Source organism: Pseudosulfitobacter sp. DSM 107133 (genome assembly GCF_022788695.1).
Lineage (GTDB): Bacteria > Pseudomonadota > Alphaproteobacteria > Rhodobacterales > Rhodobacteraceae > Pseudosulfitobacter.
Window position 1 is genome coordinate 1,566,322 of record NZ_CP085154.1, and the last position, 16,628, is coordinate 1,582,949.

General features: G+C 62.1%; 21 protein-coding genes. 17 read left to right on the forward strand and 4 right to left on the reverse strand.

Annotated elements, in window-relative coordinates; translation table 11 throughout:
* Window positions 1-195: 195 nt before the first annotated feature.
* From rplI to rpsF, 3 genes are read right to left on the reverse strand one after another with little or no spacing between them, the layout of a single operon-like run.
* Window positions 196-825, reverse strand: a complete 630-nt coding sequence (rplI, locus tag DSM107133_RS07700; RefSeq protein WP_114293309.1) for a 50S ribosomal protein L9 — start codon at window positions 823-825, stop codon at window positions 196-198.
* A gap of 12 nt (window positions 826-837) precedes the next feature.
* The gene (gene rpsR / locus DSM107133_RS07705) at window positions 838-1,065 is read right to left on the reverse strand and encodes a 30S ribosomal protein S18 (protein ID WP_114293310.1); all 228 of its coding nucleotides are present in this window, start codon (window positions 1,063-1,065) and stop codon (window positions 838-840) included.
* 26 nt (window positions 1,066-1,091) lie between these two features.
* Window positions 1,092-1,445 (reverse strand): 30S ribosomal protein S6, encoded by a 354-nt coding sequence (gene rpsF / locus DSM107133_RS07710; protein WP_114293311.1) that lies wholly within the window; start codon window positions 1,443-1,445, stop codon window positions 1,092-1,094.
* Window positions 1,446-1,752: 307 nt separating this feature from the next.
* On the opposite strand from rpsF, the gene DSM107133_RS07715 reads away from it, so the two are divergent.
* Window positions 1,753-2,241, forward strand: coding sequence for a hypothetical protein (locus tag DSM107133_RS07715; RefSeq protein WP_114293312.1), 489 nt, complete (start codon window positions 1,753-1,755; stop codon window positions 2,239-2,241).
* A gap of 168 nt (window positions 2,242-2,409) precedes the next feature.
* Entirely contained in the window at window positions 2,410-2,979 is a 570-nt protein-coding gene (locus tag DSM107133_RS07720) for a YceI family protein (RefSeq protein ID WP_114293313.1), read from the forward strand.
* A 129-nt stretch (window positions 2,980-3,108) separates the two neighbouring features.
* Here the strand turns inward: DSM107133_RS07720 and DSM107133_RS07725 are convergent, their stop codons facing one another.
* Window positions 3,109-4,305 carry a cytochrome b/b6 domain-containing protein gene (locus DSM107133_RS07725; RefSeq protein ID WP_114293314.1) on the reverse strand — a complete coding sequence of 399 codons (1,197 nt, stop codon included), beginning with the start codon at window positions 4,303-4,305 and terminating at the stop codon, window positions 3,109-3,111.
* Window positions 4,306-4,496: 191 nt separating this feature from the next.
* Here DSM107133_RS07725 and fabD point away from each other — a divergent pair, with 191 nt between their 5' ends.
* The 15 genes from fabD (at window position 4,497) to DSM107133_RS07800 (ending at window position 16,604) form a co-directional block, all read left to right on the forward strand.
* Complete coding sequence (gene fabD / locus DSM107133_RS07730; protein WP_114293315.1) at window positions 4,497-5,426, forward strand: ACP S-malonyltransferase; 930 nt, start codon at window positions 4,497-4,499, stop codon at window positions 5,424-5,426.
* A gap of 25 nt (window positions 5,427-5,451) precedes the next feature.
* Complete coding sequence (gene fabG / locus DSM107133_RS07735; RefSeq protein ID WP_114293316.1) at window positions 5,452-6,186, forward strand: 3-oxoacyl-[acyl-carrier-protein] reductase; 735 nt, start codon at window positions 5,452-5,454, stop codon at window positions 6,184-6,186.
* A gap of 181 nt (window positions 6,187-6,367) precedes the next feature.
* Complete coding sequence (locus DSM107133_RS07740) at window positions 6,368-6,601, forward strand: acyl carrier protein (RefSeq protein WP_073249626.1); 234 nt, start codon at window positions 6,368-6,370, stop codon at window positions 6,599-6,601.
* 175 nt (window positions 6,602-6,776) lie between these two features.
* Complete coding sequence (locus DSM107133_RS07745; RefSeq protein WP_114293317.1) at window positions 6,777-7,307, forward strand: GNAT family N-acetyltransferase; 531 nt, start codon at window positions 6,777-6,779, stop codon at window positions 7,305-7,307.
* Between the two features lie 140 nt (window positions 7,308-7,447).
* The gene (fabF, locus tag DSM107133_RS07750) at window positions 7,448-8,710 is read left to right on the forward strand and encodes a beta-ketoacyl-ACP synthase II (RefSeq protein WP_114293318.1); all 1,263 of its coding nucleotides are present in this window, start codon (window positions 7,448-7,450) and stop codon (window positions 8,708-8,710) included.
* Complete coding sequence (gene mltG, locus DSM107133_RS07755) at window positions 8,710-9,870, forward strand: endolytic transglycosylase MltG (protein ID WP_114293319.1); 1,161 nt, start codon at window positions 8,710-8,712, stop codon at window positions 9,868-9,870. The genes fabF and mltG overlap by 1 nt, the downstream gene beginning before the upstream one ends.
* 212 nt (window positions 9,871-10,082) lie before the next feature.
* The gene (locus tag DSM107133_RS07760; RefSeq protein WP_114293320.1) at window positions 10,083-10,424 is read left to right on the forward strand and encodes a hypothetical protein; all 342 of its coding nucleotides are present in this window, start codon (window positions 10,083-10,085) and stop codon (window positions 10,422-10,424) included.
* Between the two features lie 55 nt (window positions 10,425-10,479).
* Complete coding sequence (locus DSM107133_RS07765) at window positions 10,480-11,706, forward strand: terminase family protein (protein ID WP_114293357.1); 1,227 nt, start codon at window positions 10,480-10,482, stop codon at window positions 11,704-11,706.
* Window positions 11,707-11,894: 188 nt separating this feature from the next.
* On the forward strand, window positions 11,895-13,079 hold the full coding sequence (locus DSM107133_RS07770; RefSeq protein ID WP_114293321.1) for a phage portal protein: 1,185 nt from the start codon (window positions 11,895-11,897) through the stop codon (window positions 13,077-13,079).
* Entirely contained in the window at window positions 13,072-13,296 is a 225-nt protein-coding gene (locus tag DSM107133_RS07775; protein WP_028957699.1) for a hypothetical protein, read from the forward strand. The genes DSM107133_RS07770 and DSM107133_RS07775 overlap by 8 nt, the downstream gene beginning before the upstream one ends.
* A 23-nt stretch (window positions 13,297-13,319) precedes the next feature.
* Entirely contained in the window at window positions 13,320-13,883 is a 564-nt protein-coding gene (locus tag DSM107133_RS07780) for an HK97 family phage prohead protease (protein ID WP_114293322.1), read from the forward strand.
* A 36-nt stretch (window positions 13,884-13,919) separates the two neighbouring features.
* Window positions 13,920-15,098: a phage major capsid protein gene (locus DSM107133_RS07785; protein ID WP_114293323.1), complete on the forward strand. Its 1,179-nt coding sequence runs from the start codon at window positions 13,920-13,922 to the stop codon at window positions 15,096-15,098.
* A 164-nt stretch (window positions 15,099-15,262) separates the two neighbouring features.
* The gene (locus tag DSM107133_RS07790; protein WP_114293324.1) at window positions 15,263-15,862 is read left to right on the forward strand and encodes a head-tail connector protein; all 600 of its coding nucleotides are present in this window, start codon (window positions 15,263-15,265) and stop codon (window positions 15,860-15,862) included.
* Window positions 15,859-16,197, forward strand: a complete 339-nt coding sequence (locus DSM107133_RS07795) for a head-tail adaptor protein (RefSeq protein ID WP_114293325.1) — start codon at window positions 15,859-15,861, stop codon at window positions 16,195-16,197. Before DSM107133_RS07790 ends, DSM107133_RS07795 begins: the two co-directional genes overlap by 4 nt.
* Window positions 16,194-16,604, forward strand: a complete 411-nt coding sequence (locus DSM107133_RS07800) for a DUF3168 domain-containing protein (protein WP_114293326.1) — start codon at window positions 16,194-16,196, stop codon at window positions 16,602-16,604. The genes DSM107133_RS07795 and DSM107133_RS07800 overlap by 4 nt, the downstream gene beginning before the upstream one ends.
* The last annotated feature ends 24 nt before the right edge of the window (window positions 16,605-16,628 follow it).

Below are 16,628 nucleotides of genomic sequence, written 5' to 3' on the forward strand. Positions count from 1 at the left end.
TGAGATGTTTGCTTCCGGCTATCGCTGCGGTCTGTGACAGAGGTGTGACAGAAGGGGAGCGGACCCAAGGATGATGCCCGCGGGGACAGCGGTGCGTCAATAGGGGCGGCGGGGGGGGCGCGCAGGGTCACCCGGAACGAAAAAAGACCGCCCCGAAGGGCGGCCTTTGAAATGTGCACTGTGCGAAAGTCGCGATCAGTTGGTCGATGTTTCGTCGTCGTCCGAGGACTGTTCGGAAACCGCTTCGGCCAGATCGTCGTCGTCGGATGCCGCGGCACCGATGTCTTCGAACAGCTCGGAGATTTCGAAATCGGCTGCGGCTTCTTCTTCCGCGGCCAGTTCCTGGATCGATTTGCCCGAGGCTTGCAGTTCAGCTTCTTCCACCGAGCGTGCGACGTTCAGTTCGATTGTCACCTGAACTTCGGGGTGAAGTGTCACTTCAACCTCGTGCAGGCCCAGCTGTTTGATCGGTTGCACGATGACAACCTGCTTGCGGTCCAGCGAGAAACCTTCGGCTGTGGCAGCTTCGGCCGCGTCACGGGTGGTGACCGAACCGTAAAGGTTGCCGCCATCCGACGCCTGACGAATCACAACGAACTGCTGGCCGTTGAGTTTGTCGCCAAGTGCTTCGGCTTCTTTCTTGGTCTCCAGGTTCTGCGCTTCGAGCACGACTTTGCGTGCTTCGAAGTCTGCGATGTTCTGCTCGGAAGCAGACAGCGCCTTGCCCTGGGGCAACAGGTAGTTGCGTGCAAAGCCGGGCTTGACGTCGACGACGTCGCCCATCTGGCCCAGTTTGGCCACGCGTTCGAGAAGGATCAGTTGCATGTACTTGGCTCCTTATTTCACTGCGTAGGGCAGCAGGGCGAGGAAGCGCGCGCGTTTGATGGCGCGGGACAGTTCGCGTTGCTTCTTGGCCGAAACGGCGGTGATGCGCGACGGCACGATCTTGCCACGCTCGGAAATGTAGCGTTGCAGCAGGCGTGTGTCTTTGTAGTCGATCGCGGGCGCGTTCTCACCCGAGAAAGGGCACACTTTGCGACGGCGGAAAAATGGTTTTGCAGCCATGGGTTAGCTCCTTTTTTGCTCGGGGTTCAGCGGCGCTCGCGACGGGTGTCGCGTTCGTCACGTTTCTGCATCTGGACCGAGGGGCCTTCTGCGTGGGCGTCGACCTTGATGGTCAGCACGCGCATGACATCGTCATGCAGACGCATCAGGCGTTCCATCTCTTGCACGGCGGTGGCCGGTGCGTCGGTGCGCAGGAAGGCGTAGTGGCCTTTGCGGTTTTTGTTGATTTTGTACGCCATCGTTTTGACGCCCCAGTATTCGTTATCAACCAGGGTGCCGCCGTTGTCGGCGAGGACGGTGCCAAAATGTTCGATCAGGCCTTCGGCTTGTGTGTTCGACAAGTCCTGGCGTGCGATCATGACATGCTCGTAAAGGGGCATGTGCGCTCCATTTATATCAAGGCGCATTTCATAGACGAAGCATTCAAGTCCCTTTGCGGCTTCGGCACGAGAGTCTGCGCGGTTCAGATGAGGTGCAAAAGGAAGTGCCCATATACACGGTTTGGGCGGGGGCGCAAGCGCGGCGGATCGCCCCGCCCGACAGCATATCATTTGTGCTGTATTGTTTCCAATAGCCGCAACAATGCCTTGGAGCGGTCTGTGGTGCGCCGCAATCCTGCCGTTTTCGCTGGCCAGAAAAGTCTGAACACAGATCAAGACAGTCAACCTGTCGGCGAGGGACAAGACAATGACAACCACATCCGAATTTCTCACAAAGGGTGAAACACTGAGCGTGCCTGTGCGCACTCTGGACGGCGCGCGGTCGCTGGTGCGGGTGATACGGCGGGTTGGCGGGGCGGGGCTGATACTGGCCGCAGTTGGCTTGTGGGCCATGCCGGGCAGCAATTGGGCGGCCGAGGTGTTGTTGATCAAGCTGGTGCTGTCGCTGGTCTCGGGCTTTGTCGGCTTGGCGCTGGTTCAGAACGGTGCGACCAAAGACAGGCCGGAAGTTGAAATTGATGTCGTGCGCCGCCGCGTGCAACTGGTAAGCCGTGCGCCCGGACGGGACATTGTTTTGTATGCGTGCAGCTTTGCCGAGCTTGGCCGTGCCGAAAAACACATGAATTCAGTGACCTTGTGGGATGCGAACGGCAATATTCTGGCTGAAGTCGTGCCCGCTGACCGGACTGTGCTGCGGTCGCTGGTGTCGGGATTGCGCGATGCGGGCAAGCTTTGATCCACGCGGCAACCCCAAGTAAAGCCCGTTCGAAGCACAAGTCTGTGCGCAATAGCACCAGAGCAATGTTCAAAAGCGCGCACAAGGTGTTGATCTGTGCCGACTTGCCCTGCGCGCAAAAACTGCCAGATGGTTGGGAGAGTTTCATCAACACGGAGTATCCCCAATATGAAATCGCTTATTCTTGCTGCTGCACTTTCGACGGCTGCCACCATGTCCTTTGCGGCCGACACCTACACGCTGGACCCCAGCCACAGCCAGATCGTGTTCCACTATGAGCACCTGGGCTTTTCGACAACTTACGGCATGTTTAGCGGAATCAACGGCGAGATCAGCTTTGATCAAGAGGATCCTGCGAAATCGTCCGTTTCCGTGTCGTTCCCCGCAACCAGCCTGTTGACCGGTTGGGACGAGCGTATGCAGCATTTCATGTCGGGTGACTTCTTTGGCGCAGACGAAAACAACGACATCACGTTCACATCGACATCCATCGAAGTGACCGGCGACGATACTGCCAACATCACCGGTGATCTGACCATTAACGGCATCACCAAGCCGGTTGTTCTGGATGCCAAGCTGAACCAGATGGGCGACCACCCGCAAGCGGGCAAGCCATGGGCCGGTTTCAGCGCGACGGCAACCGTGAAGCGTTCGGATTTCGACATGGGCCTGTACGCACCCTATGTTGGCGACGAAGTTGATATCGCGATTTCGATCGAAGCGATGAAAGCGGACTAGGCTTTCCCGAATACCAACGACAAAGGCCGCCGGATTGCTCTGGCGGCCTTTTTGTTGTGCACGTCGCGCCGGGGGAAAGGTGCCTCCGGCGGGGATATTTGGGGCCAAAAGAAGCGCCGCGCGCGCGTATCAGTTGCGCGTTGCGGTCAGTTCGATCCGGACGTTGACCGGGAATTTCAGGCTGCCCTCGTCGTTCATGTTGTTGCCGATGTTGAAATCGCGCCGGTCCAGTGTTGTGCTGCCTTTCATTGTGGCGGTGTCGCCGTCGATTGTCAGGTCAAAGGGCAGTTCCAGCGGGACCGACTGGTCTTTGATTGTCAGGGTGCCGCGCGCCACGGTGCTGTCGATGGTTGTGAAAATCTCGGCTTTGTAGGTGGCGTTTGGGAAGGTTTGGGCATCGAAGAAATCCGGGCCCATTGCCTGATCGGTGACCGAGCCGAGGGTGAGCGAGCCGATGGAGATGGTGGCGTCTACCGTGCCGGAGGGTCCGTTCTGAACGCTCTCGTCAAAGCTGATTGCGGCGGTCCAGTCGGCAAAGCTGCCGGTTACGTCCGAGCCGAACTGGTTCACGACAATGGACAGGGTGCCGCCCTGGACCTGCCAGTCGGATTGTACTTGGGCCAGTGTGGCTGGGCCGGGGCCGTCACCGTCTGAGCCTGCCAGACCGAGGCCTGCGCCAAAGGCGATCGCGACGGCCCAGACGGCAGCGGCGGCCACCGCGGGGCGGCGGCTGTTGTGCGTGCCGCCGGGGGCGGTGGCGGTGGTGGTGCCGAACCACATGCGGCGCAGGGTGCTGTCGCGGTCGATAAAGTGGTGTTTCAGCGCGCCGAGGATGTGCAGGGCAAGGGACGCTTCCAGCACATTGGTGGCGATTTCGTGCATCGCGCCAAAGGCCCCTGCCACGGCTTCGGATTTGGGCACCAGTGGCAGGTCTTGGCCGATGGGCAGCCAGATCGGCGCAAAGCCGGAGGTGGCGGCGTGGTGGATCCAGCCCGAAAGCGGCACGATCACAAGGCTGGCGTAAAGAAGCCAATGCACGGTTTCGGCGGCAAAGGTTTCAAGTTTGCGTTCGGGGTGCAGGTTGGCCGGTTTGGGTTGCGTCACTGCCCACAGGATGCGCGCGATGGCGACGACGAAAACAGTGATGCCCAGCGTTTTGTGCAGCGAGAACAGCCACGCCTTGGTCGCCAGCTGGTCGGCGGTGTCATAGGCCATGTCATTGGCGATCAGACCCAGAGGGATCAGGGTGAGGATCAGCAGGGCGATCAGCCAGTGAAATGTCTTGGTGACAGTACCGTAGCGGTCGTCGGCATTGGTAAGTGGCATGTTGGTCTCCGGTTGCGGGCGGATGAAGGGTTTGCCCTGAGGCAGGCTTGGTCGTTAATGTGGAGTATAGGTCGGGGTTTGTAACTGCAAATTGTTGCACAGGGCGGGTGCGGAAATCGTTGGGCGGCTTGTGCGCGGGGCGCTGGGTCTCTAAACCGCGCAGAACGGCAAAAGAGGGAGGGCAGTCGCCCATGAGCATAGCATTTGTATTTCCGGGACAGGGCGCGCAGGCCATTGGCATGGGGCGCGATCTGGCCGAAGCCTATCCGGCGGCGCGGGCGGTTTTTGACGAGGTGGACGAGGCCCTGGGCGAAAAGCTGAGCGATCTGATCTGGGAAGGCGACATTGAAACGCTGACGCTGACGCAGAACGCGCAGCCTGCACTGATGGCGACCTCGCTGGCGGCGATGCGCGCGCTTGAGGCCGAAGGCTATGGCATCGGCACGGCGTCCTATGTGGCGGGGCATTCGCTGGGTGAATATTCGGCCTTGGCGGCGGCGGGGGCGATTTCTGTGGCCGATACCGCGCGGTTGCTGCGGATTCGCGGTGCGGCGATGCAAGAGGCGGTGCCTGTGGGCGTTGGCGCAATGGCCGCGCTGCTGGGGCTGGACTTTGCCACGGCGACAGAAGTGGCCGAAGAGGCCGCGCAGGGCGAGGTGTGCCAGGCCGCAAATGACAACGATCCGGCGCAGGTTGTGGTGTCGGGTCACAAGGCGGCGGTTGAACGCGCGATCGAGATTGCCAAGGGCAAGGGCGCCAAGCGCGCGCTTTTGCTGCCCGTAAGCGCGCCTTTTCACTGCGCATTGATGGAACCTGCCGCGCGCAAGATGGCCGAGGCGCTGGACAAGGTGGACATCCATGCGCCCGATGTGCCGCTGGTGGCCAATGTGCGCGCCGAGGCCGTGGACAGTGCGATGGTGATCCGCAATTTGCTGGTGGATCAGGTGACTGGTTCGGTCCGGTGGCGCGAAAGCGTCATGTGGATGGCGGCGCAGGGTGTTACTGAAATGTGGGAAATTGGCGCGGGCAAGGCGTTGAGCGGGATGATCCGGCGGATCGAGCGTTCGGTGGCCACACGCAACATTGGTGTGGCAGCCGATATTGCCGCGCTTAAAGGCTGATAAAGTAACAAGGAGCAGCAGCACTATGGATTTGATTGATAAAACGGCGTTGGTTACAGGTGCATCAGGGGGCATCGGGGCCGAGATTGCACGGGCTTTGCACGCGGCGGGGGCCACTGTGGCACTGTCTGGCACGCGGGTTGCGCCATTGGAGGCGCTGGCTGCCGAACTGGGCGACCGTGTACATGTGCTGCCATGCAACCTGAGCGATATGGCTGCGGTCGATGCGTTGCCCAAGCAGGCCATCGAGGCGATGGGCCGCGTCGATATTCTGGTGAACAATGCGGGCATCACCCGTGACAACCTGTTCATGCGCATGTCGGATGAGGACTGGTCCAGCGTTCTGGATGTGAACCTGACGGCGACAATGAAGCTGTGCCGTGGCGTTTTGCGCGGCATGATGAAGGCGCGGTGGGGCCGGATCATCAACATCAGTTCGGTCGTGGGGGCCATCGGCAACCCCGGCCAGGCAAACTATGCCGCCAGCAAGGCGGGCATGGTGGGCATGTCGAAAAGCCTGGCTGCCGAGGTGGCGAGCCGTGGTATTACGGTGAATGCCGTGGCGCCGGGGTTTATCACCACGCCGATGACCGACAAGCTGACGGACGACCAGAAAACAGCGCTGTTGTCGCAAATTCCTGCGGGCCGCATGGGCGAAGCGTCGGAGATTGCGGCGGCTGTGGCCTATCTTGCCGGCACGCAAGCGGGTTACGTCACAGGAACGACCTTGCACGTCAACGGCGGTATGGCCATGGTGTAAGGGCCGCGCCAGAAGCCTTGCCATCTTTTCGTGATATGCTATAGGCGGCGCAGATTTGAACCGGGGGCGCGGCGACGCGCCTTTGGAATAGCCGCCCCTTGGGGGGCACGACCATGCCGCACCAACAGGGGCGGCACCACTGAAGGGCAAGACATTTGCCTGTTGGAATGAGGACTTAGAAATGAGCGACGTCGCAGACCGCGTGAAAAAGATCGTTGTAGAGCACCTGGGTGTAGAAGAAGACAAAGTTGTCGAGAACGCGTCGTTCATCGATGATCTGGGCGCAGACAGCCTGGACACCGTCGAACTGGTGATGGCGTTCGAAGAAGAATTCGGCATCGAGATCCCCGACGACGCGGCGGAAACGATCCAGACCTTTGGCGATGCTGTGAAATTCATCACCGAAGCGTCCTAAGTTCTAAAATGTTTTTGTACGTTTTGGCGGCGTCTTTTCTTGCGGAAAGGCGCCGTTTTTCTATTTTTGGACGAAACGGCATTGCATGCAGGCGCCCTGCGCGACAAGGTCGGGGCAGAGCCTTGGTCAACAAGAGGCCGCAGCAGGATTTCTTAGCAATGCCCACATCGCTCCTATGTCGCGTGTAGTTCCGACCATCAACACCAAAGGCGTGACGCTGCGCGCGTTACGGCCGGATGATTTCGACCGCTATGCAGCGATCTGGGCGATGCCGGAGGTCGTGCAGTATACGGGTGGTGTGCCGTGGAGCCGCAGCCGTGCGTGGGATTCGTTTTTGCGCAATGCGGGCCATTGGCAGATGACAGGCTTTGGCCAGTGGGCAATCGAAGCGCAAAGCAGCAAGTCTCTGGTGGGGCAGACCGGTTTTTTCTATGGTGTGCGCGGTCTTGGCGCAGATTTTGATGCCTACCCCGAGGCGGGGTGGGTGTTGTCACCGGATGTGCAGGGGCGCGGGTTGGGTCGTCAGGCGGCGCAGGCGGCGCATGACTGGTTTGACCGCGTGGTGACCGGGCCGTTGGTGTGCCGGATTGCCTCGGACAATGCGGTGTCGCTGAGGCTGGCGGATGCGCTGGGGTACAAACCGATGCGTCAGACCGAGGAAGATGGCGCGCCGGTAGAGTTGATGATCCGTAAATCCCCGCCCTGAGCTGTGCAGCATGGCGGCGAAAACCGGCCAATTTTGCCGCTAAATTCTGCGCTTGCAAAGGCTGTGTGATGTCGCGTTGGACTTGAACACGCGGGCTTTGACGGGCTATGAGCGTCGAAACGAGACAGAGGGGCATATTTATGCGCAGAGTTGTTGTGACGGGTTTGGGTCTGGTGACGCCGCTGGCCGATGGGGTCGAGGCAAGCTGGAGCCGTATTCTGGACGGTCAATCGGGCGCGGGTCCGATCACGGGCTTTGACACCGAGGGTCTGGTCACCACCTATGCATGTGAAGTGCCCTTGGGCGATGGCAGCAACGACACGTTCAACGCCGATGCCTATATGGAGCCGAAGGAGCAGCGCAAGGTTGATACCTTTATCCTGTTCGGTATGGCCGCCGCGCAGCAGGCCGTGGAAGATTCGGGCTGGAAACCGCAAACGGATGAGGATTTCGAGCGCACCGGCGTTTTGATGGGGTCGGGCATTGGCGGTTTGAACAGCATCGCCAACACCGCCGTGATGATGGAAGAAAAGGGCCCGCGTCGCGTCAGCCCGTTCTTTGTGCCGGGTGCTTTGATCAACCTGATCAGCGGACAGGTCAGCATTCGCTATGGGTTCAAGGGGCCGAACCATTCGGTTGTGACCGCCTGTTCGACCGGCGCGCACGCGATCGGCGATGCCAGCCGTCTGATCCAGCACGGTGATGCGGACGTGATGGTGGCAGGCGGGGCCGAGGCGGCGATCTGCAAGATCGGAATTGCGGGCTTTAACGCCTGCAAGGCGCTGTCGACCAAATATGCCGACGATCCCAAGAAGGCGAGCCGCCCCTATGACGTGGACCGCGACGGGTTCGTCATGGGCGAGGGTGCGGGCATTGTCGTGCTGGAGGAATACGAGCACGCCAAGGCGCGCGGCGCGAAGATTTATGCCGAGGTGAAGGGCTATGGTCTGTCGGGCGATGCCTATCACATCACGGCACCCTCCGAGTCCGGCGAAGGCGGCGAGCGCGCGATGCGCGCGGCGCTGCGCAATGCGGGTTTGCAGCCGTCGGACATTGATTACATCAACGCGCATGGCACCAGCACCATGGCCGACACCATCGAGTTGGGCGCGGTCGAGCGGATGCTGGGCGATCATGCCAGCAAGGTTACCATGTCGTCGACCAAATCGGCCACGGGGCACCTGCTGGGGGCTGCCGGCGCGATCGAGGCGATTTTCAGCATTCTGGCGATCCGTGACCAGGTGTGCCCGCCGACAATCAACCTGGACAATCCGGCTGTGGAAACGGCGGTGGATCTGGCGCCCAACGCCAAGCGGGAACGTGAGGTGAATGTGGTGTTGTCGAATTCCTTTGGCTTTGGCGGGACCAATGCCTCGGTGATCTTTGCCAAGGTTGATGGTTGATGTGGCGTCATATTGCCTCGAACGCGCTGACGTTCATTTTGCTGGCTTTGTTTCTGCTGGGTGGCGTCATTCTGTGGGGCAAAGGGCAATATGAAGCACAAGGGCCGCTGACGAATGCGATTTGTGTGGAAGTGCCACGCGGGTCGAATTTTGACCGTGTCAGCAAGTCTTTGGTCGAACAAGGCGCTGTGACCAGCGGTCCGATTCTGCGGATCGGGGCGAACTACGCCGAGAAGACCGAACAGCTGAAGGCCGGGAGCTATCTGGTTGAGCCGGGTGCCTCGATGGAACAGATCGTTGACGTGGTGACCCGCGGCGGGGCCAGCACCTGTGGCACCGAAGTGGTGTACCGTATTGGCGTGAACCGTGTGTCGGTTCAGGTGCGCGAACTGGACCCTGCGACCAGCAAATTCGTTGAGCGGGCCGAGTTTGAACAGACCGTTGACGAGGTTCCGACGATTTACGCCGATGTGAAGGCCAAGCCGGACACGCGGTTTCGCATTGCGATGGCCGAAGGTGTGACCAGTTGGCAGGTGACCGAGGCCCTGCGCAGCATGGATGTGCTGGACGGTGAGGTGGCAAAGGTGCCAGCCGAGGGCGTTTTGGCGCCTGACAGCTATGAGGTGCGTCCGGGCGACGACCGTGCGGCCATTCTGGCGCGCATGGAGGCCGCACAGGAGATTCTGGTGGCCGCAGCATGGGAAGGCCGTGAAGCAGACCTGCCGGTGAACACGCCTGAAGAATTGCTGATTTTGGCGTCGATCATCGAGAAAGAGACCGGCGTGCCCGACGAGCGCCGTCAGGTGGCCAGCGTGTTCGTCAACCGTCTGAACCAGGGCATGCGTTTGCAGACCGACCCCACGGTGATCTATGGCATCACCAAGGGCGAAGGCGTGCTGGGCCGTGGTTTGCGCCAGTCGGAACTGCGCAAGGCGACGCCTTGGAACACCTATGTGATCGAAGGCCTGCCACCGACGCCCATCGCAAACCCCGGACGCGCCAGTCTGGAAGCGGCAGCGCGGCCTGCGGACACTGATTTTGTGTTCTTTGTGGCCGATGGCAGCGGTGGACATGCCTTTGCCAAGACCTTGGAAGAGCACAACCGCAACGTAGCGAAATGGCGTGAAATCGAGGCGCAACAGCCCGCGCCGGAGAATTGAGCGTTGCGCCCAATCGTTAAGTTTTCGTAATGATAACGGACGGTTGGGTGATGGCGGGGCGGCCATCAACCTTGACTTTGCGCACGGTCTGATGTAGAACTTGTGACATGCTGGAAGACATGGGCAAACGGCCCCGAGGGTGACCTCGGTGGCCGTTTTTTCGTGTTTCTCTCGTGCGGGGGCACATACCCAAGAGAGGTGAATGACCAGTCATGATCATCATTACCCCAAATGAGGACACCGGGCAGATCCAACAGGCATTGGACACGGTTTACCGTGAGCTTGGTGAACTTAGAGAGCAGCTCGCCGCTTTGAAGGAAGAGGCGCGGAACGGGGGGGATGCGGATGCAAAAGATGTTAAAGCGACGGTCGCTTCGCTGCGATCGTCGCTTGAGACCTGTATGAAACTGGAGACTCAAGTTGCAGAATGTCGACGTAAACAATCACACATCGCCCAAGGCGGTTATGCACTCGATCTTGACGCCGCACGGGCTGAGGTCGGGTGCCGACTTGCTCGCTTGCGCAACTGTGCAAGAGCAGGCCAAGTTTCTTGACGACATTGGGGAGGGGGGGCTTTGTGCCCTCCCTTTTTTGTTCGAGTTCTGGGCGATGCCGCATCAGTTGTCGCCAGAGGGGGACTGGCGGGCCTGGGTGATTTTGGGCGGGCGTGGTGCGGGCAAGACGCGCGCCGGGGCCGAATGGGTGCGCAGTAAAGTCGAGGGGGCGCGGCCTTTTGATCCCGGCGCGTGCACGCGCGTGGCCTTGGTGGGTGAGACGCAGGATCAGGTGCGCGAGGTGATGATCTTTGGCGACAGCGGGATCATGGCCTGTTCACCGCCCGACCGGCGGCCCAAGTGGGTTTCGACGCGCAAGCGGTTGGAATGGCCCAATGGCGCGGTGGCGACGGTGCATTCGGCGCATGACTACGAAGGGTTGCGCGGGCCACAGTTTGATGCGGCATGGGTCGATGAGCTGGCCAAGTGGAAAAAGTCGGAAGAGGCATGGGACCAGTTGCAGTTTGCGCTGCGGTTGGGGGATCAGCCGCAGGTTTGCGTGACGACGACGCCGCGCAATGTGGGGGTGCTGAAAGCTTTGCTGGCAGCGCCGTCGACGGTGACCAGCCATGCGCCGACGGAAGCGAACCGGGCCAATCTGGCGCAGAGCTTTCTGCAAGAGGTGCGGGCGCGGTACGCGGGGACGCGGCTGGGGCGGCAGGAGCTGGATGGTGTGCTGCTGGTGGATGCGGAGGGCGCGCTGTGGACCTCGGCGGGGCTGAGTGACGTGCGGGTGGCATCGGTGCCGGAACTGGACCGCGTGGTGGTGGCGCTGGACCCGGCAACGACCAGTGGCAAGGGCGCGGACGAATGCGGGATCGTGGTGGTCGGCGCGCAGACGCAAGGGCCGCCCGAGACCTGGCGGGCCTATGTTCTGGCGGATCGGACAGTGACCGGGGCCAGCCCCGCGGAATGGGCGCGGGCGGCGATTGCGGCGCGCGATGAATTCAACGCCGACCGGCTGGTGGCCGAGGTGAACCAGGGCGGGCAGATGGTGGGCGAGGTGATCCGGCAGGTGGACCCGCTGGTGCCCTACAAGGCGGTACATGCCAGCCGGGGCAAGGTGGCCCGCGCCGAGCCGGTGGCGGCGCTGTATGAGCAGGGGCGGGTGCATCACGCGGGGCCGCTGGATGCGCTGGAGGACCAGATGGTGAAGATGACGGCGCGCGGGTTCGTGGGAACAGGATCGCCGGACCGTGTGGACGCGTTGGTGTGGGCGCTGCACGAGCTGATGATCGTGCCGGCTGCGAACTGGCGGCGACCCGGCGTACGGTCGCTTTGATCGGTATTAACACTTTGTTGGCATAGTGCCCTCAACGCCGACATCACCCAGCACGGACGGGTGGTGACGGTTCCGATTTAGACATCAAGGCGCGGCTTGAATGGTCGGCGGTGATCCCGCCGACGCAAGAGGGCTGCGGGGTGGTTGGCACCGGTTGCGTCAACCGAGGACAGGTGAGGAGCGAAGCGATGGTCTTGGATTTCTTTCGACGCGGTGGCGGGCAGGATGCGCCGCAGCAAAAGGCCAGTGCGACAGGGCCTGTGGTGGCCTATCAGACCTCGGGGCGCGTGGCCTGGAGCCCGCGCGATACCGTGTCGCTGACGCGTACGGGTTTCAGCGGCAATCCGGTGGGCTTTCGCTGTGTGAAGCTGATTGCCGAAGCGGCGGCGGCGCTGCCGCTGGTGGTGCAGGACGATGTGCAACGTTATGACGTGCATCCGCTGTTGCAGTTGATCACGCGGCCCAATGCGGCGCAGGGGCGGGCCGAGCTGTTGGAGGCGCTGTACGGGCAGTTGCTGTTGTCGGGCAACGGCTATGTCGAGGCGGTGTCGGATGGCAGCGGCGCGCCGCAGGAACTGCATGTGCTGCGCAGCGACCGCATGAGCGTGGTGCCGGGGGCGGATGGCTGGCCGGTGGCCTATGAATACGCGGTGGGCGGGCGCAAGCACCGGTTTGATGCCAGCGGTGTGCCTGCTTCGGTGTGCCATATCAAAAGCTTTCATCCGCAGGACGACCATTACGGGTTCAGCCCGATGCAGGCGGCGGCGATGGCGCTGGATGTGCACAACAGCGCCAGCCGGTGGTCCAAGGCGTTGCTGGACAATGCGGCGCGGCCCAGCGGGGCGATTGTCTATCGCGGGGCCGAGGGACAGGGCAGCCTGAGTTCGGATCAATACGACCGGCTGGTGAGCGAGATGGAGAGCCACCATCAGGGTGCGCGAAATGCGGGGCGGCCGATGCTGCTGGAAGGTGGGCTGGACTGGAAACCGATGGGGTTTTCACCCAGCGATATGGAATTCCAGAAGACCAAGGAGAGTGCGGCGCGCGAAATTGCGCTGGCCTTTGGGGTGCCGCCGATGCTGCTGGGGATTCAGGGGGATGCGACCTATGCCAACTATCAGGAGGCGAACCGCGCGTTCTTCCGCCTGACCGTGCTGCCGCTGGCGACGCGGGTGACGGCGGCGCTGGCTGAATGGCTGGGGCAGTTCAGCGGCGATGCGGTGGCGTTGAAGCCCGATCTGGATCAGGTGCCGGCACTGGCCGCAGAGCGCGATGCGCAATGGGCGCGGGTCGCGGGGGCGGATTTTTTGAGCGATGCGGAAAAGCGCAGTCTGTTGGGCCTGCCTGCCGCGCAGGAGGGCGACGATGCCTGAGGGGCCGTTGCTGGAGCGGTTCGAGTGTGCGCCGGGGCTGCGGTTGCAGGCGCATGAGCGGGTGACGCAGATTCACCTGGAGAATATCGCCCGCCGGCTGGACCGGCTGGACGAGACTATGGAGCGGCTGGAGCGACGGTTGTGGCTGACGGTGTATGGCGTGGTCGCGGTGATTTTGGCGCAGGCGCTGCAATCTTTTCTGGTGGCGACACCATGAGCGGACAAACAAAGGAGTGGGCCATGAACGTGGACACTGGACTGGAGACGAAATTCGCCCGTTTCGGCGAAGGCTTGCAGGTGCAGGACGGGGCGGTGATCGAAGGTTATGCCAGCCTGTTCGGCGCCTGCGATCAGGGCGGCGACGTGGTGGCCAAAGGGGCCTATGCGGCCTCGCTCAAGGCGCTGGTGGCGTCGGGGCGCAAGGTCAAGATGCTGTGGCAGCATGATCCGTCCCAGCCGATCGGCGTGTGGGACGAGGTGCGCGAGGATGCCACGGGTCTGTGGGTCAAGGGGCGGCTGCTGGACAGCGTCGAGAAGGGCCGCGAGGCCGCGTCGCTGATCGCAGCGGGGGCCATTGACGGGCTGAGCATCGGCTATCGCACGGTGCGGGCCGCGAAGAATGACAAGGGCCAGCGGCTCTTGACGGAACTGGAGCTTTGGGAGGTGTCGCTGGTGACATTCCCGATGCTGCCCAGTGCGCGTGTGGCAGGCAAAGCGGGCGACATGCTGCCTGACGAGGCTGCGGCACTGCGCGGAATGGCGGCGGCCTTTGAGGACGCGCGCACGAGGTTGATGCGCACGTAAGTCGCGTCTGAACTGCAATCAATCAAGGACATGCGGATGAGCAAGACCGAGATCAAGGCTCCGACCGGGGAAGATCTGTCTCCGGTTCAGGAAGTCACCCAAGCCGTTAACGGCTTTGTCAGCGACTTCAAGGGCTTTCAGGCCGAAATTGAAACGAAACTTCAACAAACAGAAGAGCGACTGACCATGCTGGACCGGAAACAAATGACACCTGCGCGCACCCCTTTGGCGGGCGCTGTGGACACGGGCGCGCCCCATCAGAAGGCGTTCAACGCCTATCTGCGTTCGGGCGATGACGATGGCCTGCGCGGGCTGGAGATGGAGGTGAAATCGCTGTCGACGGCGGTGAACAGTGACGGCGGTTACCTGGTGGACCCGCAGACGGCGGACACGGTGAAATCGGTGCTGAATGCCACTGCCTCTGTGCGCTCGATTGCGTCGGTTGTGAACGTCGAGGCGACCACGTTTGACGTGCTGGTGGACCATACGGATGTGGGGGCTGGCTGGGCCACGGAAACGGGTGCAGTGGCGGAAACCGATACGCCGCAGATCGACCGGATCACCATCCCGTTGCACGAGCTGTCGGCGCTGCCCAAGGCGTCGCAGCGGCTGCTGGATGACAGTGCCTTTGACATCGAAGGCTGGTTGGCCGGGCGCATTGCGGACAAGTTTTCGCGCGCCGAGGCGGCGGCTTTTGTCAACGGCGACGGGGTGGACAAGCCCAAGGGGTTCCTGGCGCATCCGACGGTTGCAAACGGCAGCTGGTCATGGGGCAATATCGGCTACACGGCGACGGGCATTGACGGAGACGTGGAGCCTGATGCAATCATCGACCTGGTCTATGCGCTGGGTGCGCAATACCGCGCCGGTGCGAGCTTTGTGATGAACTCCAAGACCGTGGGCATCGTGCGCAAGCTCAAGGACAACGACGGGCGGTTCCATTGGTCTGACGGTCTGGGTGCAGGCCAGCCTGCGACGCTGCTGGGCTATCCGGTGCTGGTGGCCGAGGACATGCCCGATGCCGACAGCAACGGCTTTGCGATTGCCTTTGGCAACTTTACCGCGGGTTACACCATTGCCGAACGCCCCGACCTGCGCGTGCTGCGTGATCCGTTCAGCGCCAAGCCGCATGTGCTGTTCTACGCGACCAAGCGTGTGGGCGGCGATGTGAGTGATTTCGCGGCGATCAAGCTGTTGAAATTCGCCGTCTCTTAACCGGGAAGGTGGATGGCGCGGGGGGCTTTGGTTTCCCCGCGTCTGCCGGGCGTGTGCCCTTTTGACAGGCCAGCGTTGTCTAGCTGCTCCCCTCCGTCTGAGCAACGCGGGCTGGCGTGCGTCCGGCTCTGATCTTTGAGGGGCCGGAATTTTGGAGATGTTCCATGATGTTGATCGAAGAGACCACGGTGCCTGACGCGGGCCTGCCGGTGGACGAATTCAAGGCGCATTTGCGTCTGGGCACCGGATTTGGCGCGGGATCGCTGCAAGACGAGGTGTTGATAAGCTTCTTGCGGGCGGCGATGGCGGCGGTTGAGGCGCGCACGGGTAAGATCCTGTTGCAGCGTGGTTTCAGCTGGTCGCTGACCCGCTGGCGTGACCCTGATGCGGCGGCGCTGCCGGTGGCGCCGGTGGTGGCGGTGAGCAGTGTCGAGATTGTCGACCGGTTGGGCGCGCGCAGTGCAGTGCCTGCAACGCAATACTGGCTGGAGCAGGACGGGCAGCGCCCGCAGTTGCGCCCGGTGGGGGCGGTGCTGCCTGCCATCCCTGCGGCTGGATCTGTCGTGATCGGGTTTGATGCGGGATACAGCGCGACATGGGCCGAGGTGCCGTCGGATCTGCGTCAGGCGGTGTTGCTGCTGGCGGCGCATTACTACGAGTTCCGCAGTGAAACCACGCTGAGCGAGGGCTGCATGCCCTTTGGTGTCAGCAGCCTGATCGAGCGCTATCGCATGTTCCGCGTCTGGTCCGGGGGCGCGGCATGAAGCGGCCGCGTCTGAGCCATAGGCTGAGCCTGGAGGCCCCTGTGCGGGTGTCTGACGGGTCGGGGGGATATGCGCAAAGCTGGACCGTGCTGGGTGTTTTGTGGGCACAGGTATTGCCGCGCACGGGGCGCGAGGCGGCAGCGGGACCGGCGCCGGTGTCGAAGGTGGCATACCGGATCATCGTGCGTGGTGCGCCTGTCGGCCATCCTGAACGGCCCGCAGCCGAGCAACGGTTTCGGGATGGCGCGCGGGTGTTTCGCATCACGGCGGTGGCCGAACACGACCCCGAGGGCCGCTATCTGACCTGTTTCGCAGATGAGGAGGTGGCGACATGAGCTATGGCGTTTCCGCAGCGCTGCAAAGCGCGATTTACGGGGCTTTGAGCGGGGCCACGGCTGTGACCGATCTGGTGGGGTCGGACATATATGATGCGGTGCCAACCGGCACGGTTCCGTCGCTGTATGTCAGCATTGGCGCCGAAACCGCACAGGCAGCCAATGACAAGACCGGCGACGGCGCGGTCCATGACATCCGCATTGCGGTGGTCACGGACGTGCAGGGATTTGCCGCTGCCAAGGCTGTGGGCGTCGCCATCAGCGACACCCTGCACGACGCCGATCTGACGCTGACGCGGGGACGGCTGATTTACCTGAATTTCGACCGCGCGGTGGCGGACCGCAGCGACGGCGGTGCCGGGCGCACCATTACGCTGCGGTTCAAGGCTCGTGTCGAGGATGATTAACCCTTTGCCCTGATTGGAGAATTT

Coding starts and splice junctions, on each gene's coding strand:
- DSM107133_RS07740 (WP_073249626.1), top strand. CDS start 6,368: ATGAGCGACGTCGCAGACCGCGTGAAAAAGATCGTTGTAGAGCACCTG.
- fabD (WP_114293315.1), top strand. CDS start 4,497: ATGAGCATAGCATTTGTATTTCCGGGACAGGGCGCGCAGGCCATTGGC.
- DSM107133_RS07720 (WP_114293313.1), top strand. CDS start 2,410: ATGAAATCGCTTATTCTTGCTGCTGCACTTTCGACGGCTGCCACCATG.
- DSM107133_RS07785 (WP_114293323.1), top strand. CDS start 13,920: ATGAGCAAGACCGAGATCAAGGCTCCGACCGGGGAAGATCTGTCTCCG.
- DSM107133_RS07770 (WP_114293321.1), top strand. CDS start 11,895: ATGGTCTTGGATTTCTTTCGACGCGGTGGCGGGCAGGATGCGCCGCAG.
- DSM107133_RS07780 (WP_114293322.1), top strand. CDS start 13,320: ATGAACGTGGACACTGGACTGGAGACGAAATTCGCCCGTTTCGGCGAA.
- DSM107133_RS07725 (WP_114293314.1), bottom strand. CDS start 4,305: ATGCCACTTACCAATGCCGACGACCGCTACGGTACTGTCACCAAGACA.
- fabF (WP_114293318.1), top strand. CDS start 7,448: ATGCGCAGAGTTGTTGTGACGGGTTTGGGTCTGGTGACGCCGCTGGCC.
- mltG (WP_114293319.1), top strand. CDS start 8,710: ATGTGGCGTCATATTGCCTCGAACGCGCTGACGTTCATTTTGCTGGCT.
- fabG (WP_114293316.1), top strand. CDS start 5,452: ATGGATTTGATTGATAAAACGGCGTTGGTTACAGGTGCATCAGGGGGC.
- rpsF (WP_114293311.1), bottom strand. CDS start 1,445: ATGCCCCTTTACGAGCATGTCATGATCGCACGCCAGGACTTGTCGAAC.
- DSM107133_RS07715 (WP_114293312.1), top strand. CDS start 1,753: ATGACAACCACATCCGAATTTCTCACAAAGGGTGAAACACTGAGCGTG.
- DSM107133_RS07790 (WP_114293324.1), top strand. CDS start 15,263: ATGATGTTGATCGAAGAGACCACGGTGCCTGACGCGGGCCTGCCGGTG.
- DSM107133_RS07795 (WP_114293325.1), top strand. CDS start 15,859: ATGAAGCGGCCGCGTCTGAGCCATAGGCTGAGCCTGGAGGCCCCTGTG.
- DSM107133_RS07765 (WP_114293357.1), top strand. CDS start 10,480: ATGCCGCATCAGTTGTCGCCAGAGGGGGACTGGCGGGCCTGGGTGATT.
- rpsR (WP_114293310.1), bottom strand. CDS start 1,065: ATGGCTGCAAAACCATTTTTCCGCCGTCGCAAAGTGTGCCCTTTCTCG.
- DSM107133_RS07745 (WP_114293317.1), top strand. CDS start 6,777: ATGTCGCGTGTAGTTCCGACCATCAACACCAAAGGCGTGACGCTGCGC.
- rplI (WP_114293309.1), bottom strand. CDS start 825: ATGCAACTGATCCTTCTCGAACGCGTGGCCAAACTGGGCCAGATGGGC.
- DSM107133_RS07775 (WP_028957699.1), top strand. CDS start 13,072: ATGCCTGAGGGGCCGTTGCTGGAGCGGTTCGAGTGTGCGCCGGGGCTG.
- DSM107133_RS07760 (WP_114293320.1), top strand. CDS start 10,083: ATGATCATCATTACCCCAAATGAGGACACCGGGCAGATCCAACAGGCA.
- DSM107133_RS07800 (WP_114293326.1), top strand. CDS start 16,194: ATGAGCTATGGCGTTTCCGCAGCGCTGCAAAGCGCGATTTACGGGGCT.